This window comes from Actinocorallia lasiicapitis (assembly GCF_054778695.1).
Genome location: NZ_BAAGZI010000388.1, coordinates 1 through 5,403, shown reverse-complemented (window position 1 = coordinate 5,403; position 5,403 = coordinate 1). Strand labels below are relative to the sequence as shown.

The 5,403-nt window shown below is 71.8% G+C and carries 5 protein-coding genes and 1 pseudogene; 4 read left to right on the top strand and 2 right to left on the bottom strand.

Going from position 1 to position 5,403, the window contains the following annotated elements:
* Both ACYVE7_RS28370 and ACYVE7_RS28365 read right to left on the bottom strand, forming a co-directional pair.
* Positions 1 to 681 (bottom strand): ABC transporter ATP-binding protein (locus ACYVE7_RS28370; RefSeq protein WP_460368850.1); only part of this gene is annotated, 681 nt, incomplete at its 3' end.
* A complete protein-coding gene (locus tag ACYVE7_RS28365) occupies positions 668 to 1,240 on the bottom strand; it encodes a PadR family transcriptional regulator (protein WP_460368848.1) in 573 nt (190 codons plus the stop codon). The genes ACYVE7_RS28365 and ACYVE7_RS28370, both read right to left, overlap by 14 nt.
* A gap of 132 nt (positions 1,241 to 1,372) precedes the next feature.
* On the opposite strand from ACYVE7_RS28365, the gene ACYVE7_RS28360 reads away from it, so the two are divergent.
* The 4 genes and pseudogenes from ACYVE7_RS28360 to ACYVE7_RS28345 all read left to right on the top strand — a co-directional run.
* A complete protein-coding gene (locus ACYVE7_RS28360; protein WP_460368846.1) occupies positions 1,373 to 2,140 on the top strand; it encodes a hypothetical protein in 768 nt (255 codons plus the stop codon).
* A 122-nt stretch (positions 2,141 to 2,262) separates the two neighbouring features.
* Positions 2,263 to 3,852 (top strand): phosphoglycerate dehydrogenase, encoded by a 1,590-nt coding sequence (gene serA, locus ACYVE7_RS28355; RefSeq protein WP_460368843.1) that lies wholly within the window; start codon positions 2,263 to 2,265, stop codon positions 3,850 to 3,852.
* Positions 3,853 to 3,888: 36 nt separating this feature from the next.
* Complete coding sequence (locus ACYVE7_RS28350) at positions 3,889 to 5,061, top strand: ROK family protein (protein ID WP_460368841.1); 1,173 nt, start codon at positions 3,889 to 3,891, stop codon at positions 5,059 to 5,061.
* 32 nt (positions 5,062 to 5,093) lie between these two features.
* A pseudogene (locus tag ACYVE7_RS28345) lies at positions 5,094 to 5,403 on the top strand ((2Fe-2S)-binding protein); the annotation flags it as partial.

Below are 5,403 nucleotides of genomic sequence, written 5' to 3'. Positions count from 1 at the left end.
CGCGGTGGTGGCGTCGACGACGGCGCCGTCGCGCAGGAACACCACCCGGTCGGCCCAGGCGGCGTGCCGGGACTCATGGGTGACCATCAGGCAGGCCGCGCCCGCGTCGCACCGGGCGCGCAGCAGCCGCATGACGTCTTCGCCGGTCCTGCTGTCGAGCGCGCCGGTCGGCTCGTCGGCCAGTACCAGCCGGCGTTCCCCGACGAGCGCGCGGGCGATCGCGACGCGCTGCCGCTGCCCGCCCGACATCTCCTCGGGGAACCGGTGCGCCAGCTCCGCGACGTCCACTTCGGCGAGCGCCGCGCCGGCCTCGGCCCGCGCCGTCCGCGCCCGGACGCCGTCCAGTTCGCGGGGGAGCATGACGTTCTCCAGCGCCGTCAGCGACGGGATCAGGTTCAGATCCTGGAACACGTACCCGACGGACCGGCGGCGCAGCGCCGACAGCTCCCTGCGGGACAGCGCGCCGAGGTCGGTCCCCTCGACGAGCACCTGCCCGTCGGTGGGGTGGTCGAGCCCGCCCGCGAGGGTCAGCAGGGTCGACTTGCCCGACCCCGACGGGCCCATCACGGCGACGAACTCGCCGGGCAGGACGGTGAGGCTGACCGAGCGCAGCGCGTGGACGATCGTCGCCGCGCTGCTGCCGTGGTCGCGGGAGACCTGGTGGAGTTCAAGCACGCTCATGGGAGGGCTCCGGGGTGTTCTGGGGGGTGTCCGAAAGGGCGGCCGGGGCGGTGGCGGGGCGACGCAGGACGTACGCCTCGCAGTGGTCGAGCCAGCGGATCTCGGCCTCCGCCTGGAAGATCATGGATTCGAGGACGAGGGACCAGGCGGGCTCGGCGTCCCGGGTCTTGAGCCTGGTCAGCTCCTGCATGGTCCGCAGGGTCGCGGCCCGCTGCGCCTGGACGACGGCCTGGACGTCGGCCTCCGGGCTGGTCAGCGCGAGCGCCAGCTTGATGGCCAGCTCGTCGCGGGGCCGGTCGGCGCGGGCCAGCGGGGTCAGGAACCAGCGTCTGACCTCGGCGAGCCCGGTGTCGGTGATGGAGTAGGCGAACCGGCCGTCGGCGTCCTGTTCGCCGCGCAGCGCGAGGCCGTCGCGCTCCAGCCGGCCGAGGGTCGTGTAGACCTGCCCGATGTTCAGCGGCCAGGTGCTGCCCGTGGTGGCCTCGAACTCGGACCTGAGCTGGTATCCGTACCGGGGCCCCTGGGCGAGGAGCGCCAGCAGACCATGACGTATCGACATGCCTACTGAGTATGCATACCGAGTATGTGTCGCGCAATGCCGGGGACCCCGCGCCGTGTCGCTCCACCCGGCCGGGGCGTTGCGGCTCTAGCGTTCAAGGTTGTCCGCACGCCCCGGGGAGCGACTTCTTTCATGGCACCGACCACCCTCACCGGCACCACGCCCGGCCTCAGCATCACGCGCGAGATCCTGCGCGTCTACGACCAGCGGTTTCTCGAGGTCGAGCCGCCCGTCCGGCGCACGCTCGCCACCGCGACCAAGACCATCCTCGACGGGCTGCTCACCGACGACGTCCGCAAGGGACTGGCCGAAGCCCACCGGCTCCGCGCGTTCTGCATCGAGAACGAGATGTTCGAGGAGCTGGAACGGCTGATCTCCGACGAGGTCGCCGGGCGGAAGGAGGGCGCGGTCGTGGTCGGCGGCCGGGTCTACGCCGTCTACCCGTATCTGCGCGGGGTGCCCCGCCAGGACGCCGACATCACCGCCGAGGTCGGGGTGGAGCACCGGCTCGACACCCTCTCCTGGGACAAGTCCGGACGGCTGCGGGTGAAGGGCTCGGCGTCCGTCGCGCGCGTCCAGGCGCGCAATCCGGAAATCACGCTGCTTCTCTCTGATGGCGAAGTGGAATACCGTTACGCGGCCTCCGTCGCGGAGGACGGATTCGAGGCGCTGATCGACCTTCCCGAAAAGGGCGCCTGGCGGTTCCGGGTGGAGGTGAAGGTCCTGGGCCTGACCAGGGCCTCGGCGTTCGGCGCCGTCCGGGGGCCCGAGTTCAGGGAACCGAAGGCCCGCGACGGGATCGCCTTCTCCCTGACCGACGCCCTGGAGATCTCCCTCGCCCCCGCCACGACCGAAAAGAAGCGGCGCTTCTGGGAGTTCCGCCGGGCGAGTCGGGGCTGACCGCGCGCGGATATAGACTCCTATTAGGCGTGACACGAGGGCGTGGCTCGCATGCGGCGGCGACGGCTTGCCCATCGGCCCCCGCAACCACCTGCAAAGTTCTCACCTCAAGGATCTCCAAGTTGAGCAAGCCAGTCGTCCTCGTCGCCGAAGAGCTGTCCCCTGCCGGGATCGCGGTTCTCGAATCGGACTTCGAGGTCCGTTATGTGGACGGCGCCGACCGCGCCGCCCTTCTGCCCGCCGTCGCAGACGTCGACGCGCTCATCATCCGCTCCGCGACCAAGGCCAACGCCGAGGTGTTCGAGCACGCCAAGAAGCTGCGGGTCGTGGCCCGCGCCGGCGTGGGCCTCGACAACGTCGACGTCGAGGCCGCCACCAAGGCCGGCGTGATGGTCGTCAACGCGCCCACCTCCAACATCGTGACCGCCGCCGAGCACGCCATCGCGCTGCTGCTGGCGACGGCCAGGAACGTTCCGCAGGGCCACGCCGCGCTCAAGCAGGGCGAGTGGAAGCGCTCCAAGTACACCGGCGTCGAGCTCCAGGGCAAGACCGTCGGCGTCCTCGGCCTCGGCCGGATCGGTGTGCTGGTCGCCCAGCGCCTCGCCGGTTTCGACATGGAGATCGTCGCCTACGACCCCTACATCCAGGCCGCGCGCGCCGCCCAGCTCGGCGTCAAGCTGCTCCCGCTGGACGAGCTGCTCCAGGTCGCCGACTTCATCTCCGTGCACCTGCCCAAGACCAAGGAGACCCTCGGTCTCATCGGCGACCGGGAACTGCACCTGGTCAAGCCCGAAGTGCGGATCGTGAACGCGGCGCGCGGCGGCATCGTCGACGAGAACGCCCTCGACATCGCCCTCAAGGAGGGCCGGGTCGCCGGCGCCGGTCTCGACGTGTTCGTCTCCGAGCCGTGCACCGACTCGCCGCTGTTCCTGCACGACAACGTGGTGGCCACCCCCCACCTCGGCGCGTCCACCCACGAGGCGCAGGAGAAGGCCGGCACGCAGGTCGCGCAGTCGGTGAAGCTGGCCCTGTCGGGCGAGTTCGTGCCGGACGCCGTCAACGTCCAGGGCGGCGCGGTCGCCGAGGACGTCAAGCCGGGCCTGCCGCTCACCGAGAAGCTCGGCCGGATCTTCACGGCCCTCGCGGGCAGCGTCCCGGTCCGCCTCGACGTCATCGTGCGTGGCGAGATCACCGCTCACGACGTCAAGATCCTGGAGCTGGCGGCGCTGAAGGGAGTGTTCGCGGACGTCGTGGAGGAGTCCGTGACCTTCGTCAACGCCCCGCTGCTCGCGGGCGAGCGCGGTGTCGAGGTCTCGCTGACCACCAGCGAGGAGTCCCCGGCGTGGCGGAACGTCATCACCGTCAAGGGCACCATGGCCGACGGTGACGTCGTCTCGGTGTCCGGCACCCTGTCGGGCCCGCGCCACCTGGAGCGGATCGTCGAGATCAACGGGTTCGACGTGGAACTCACCCCCGCCCCGCACATGGCGGTGCTCGGGTACATCGACCGTCCGGGCGTCATCGGCGTGATCGGCAAGCAGTTCGGCGACCTCGGCATCAACATCGCGGGGATGCAGGTCGGCCGGGACGCGCAGGGCGGCAAGGCCCTGACCGTGCTGACCGTCGACTCGGCGATCGAGCAGGGCGTCCTGGAGACCATCGCCGGTGAGATCGGCGCGGGCCTCGCCCGCCGGGTCGAACTGCCGGAGTAGCGGGCCATCGTTCTCGGGCAGGGAGAAGGGGCGTCGTTGACGACCACCGCCAGCACCACCGCGCTGCTTCGCGTGATCAACGAGAAGGCCGCGCTGGAGCAGATCCGGTTGCACGGCCCCATCTCCCGGCCCGAGCTGGCCAAGAACACCGGGCTGTCCAAGCCCACCATCTCCCTCGCGCTGGCCGACCTGGAACGGGTCGGCCTGGTGCGGACGGTCGGCCAGCGCACCGGCGGCGCGGGCCGGTCGGCGATGCTGTACGAGGTCAGCCCGGAGGCGGGCTGGGTCGTCGGCGTCGACATCGGCCGGGAATGGGTGCGGGCGGCGCTCGCGAACATCGCGGGCGAGGTCGTGGTCCGCCGCGACGTCCGCTCCCAGGCCAGGAGCGCTTCGGCGCTGATGGAGCAGATCGGCGGGCTCGTCGCGGAGCTCGCGGACGGCCGCACCCTCACCCACGCGGTGCTGGCCACACCCGGGATCTACGACCGGGAGCACCGGCGGCTCCAGCTCGCCCCCAACATCCCCGGCTGGCAGCGGCCCGGCGTCATCGACCGGCTCGCCCAGCGGATGCCGTGCGAGTTCACCATCGAGAACGACATCGCCCTCGCGGCACTCGGCGAGCAGGCGTACGGGCTCGGCAAGGGGCTGCGGAACTTCGTGTTCCTGTCGATCGGGACGGGGCTCGGGATGGGCGTCGTCCTCGGCGGCAAGCTGTACCGGGGTTCACGCGGCGCGGCGGGCGAGATCGGGTTCCTGCCGCTCGGCTCGGGCGGCTCCGACACCTCGCGCGGGCAGCTCGAGAGCGTGCTGTCGGGGCCCGCGCTGGTCGCGGCCGCGCAGCGGTACGGGATGAAGGGCCGCTGGACCCCCGAGATGATCTACGACGCGGCGCGGGACGGCGACGTCAACGCCGTCGAGATCGTGGGGGAGGAGGCCGCGAACATCTCCCGGGCGATCGCCAGCGTCATCGCGGTGCTCGACCCCGAGCTGGTCGTCCTGGGCGGCGGGCTCGGCAGGACCGGCGCCGATCTGCTGCTCGAAGCGGTCCGCGACCGGCTGGAGGCGATGACCCCGCTGACCCCGCCGCCCGTCGAGATGTCGGCGCTCGAAGGCGAGGCGACCGTGCTCGGCGCCGTCGCGACCGCGCTGACCACGGCCCGCGAGATGCTGTTCTCCCGCGCCGTCGCCCGGCCCGCCGCCGCCAACTGAAGCGCCGCCAACTGAAGCGCCGCCAACTGAGCATGGAACGGGAGCTCGCCGAGGTCGCGGCGCTCGGCCCCTACTTCGCCCTGGAAGCCGGTTCCGCCGACGGCTGGACCCCGCTGACGTCCGGCCTTGACGCCCTGGTCGGGCACTATGCCGAACGGCTCGCCACCCCCGACCGCCGGGTGGCCGCGTCCATCCTGTTCCAGGGGCTCGCCTCCCGGATCTGGTCGCCGCTGATCGGCTGCGCCGCGCTGCACGGCACCGTTCCCGCGCTCGACGGCCTCCGCTGGCGGTGGGTGGCGGGCGCGCCGATCGGGCTGCGCGTCCCGGAGCTCCGCCCGTCCG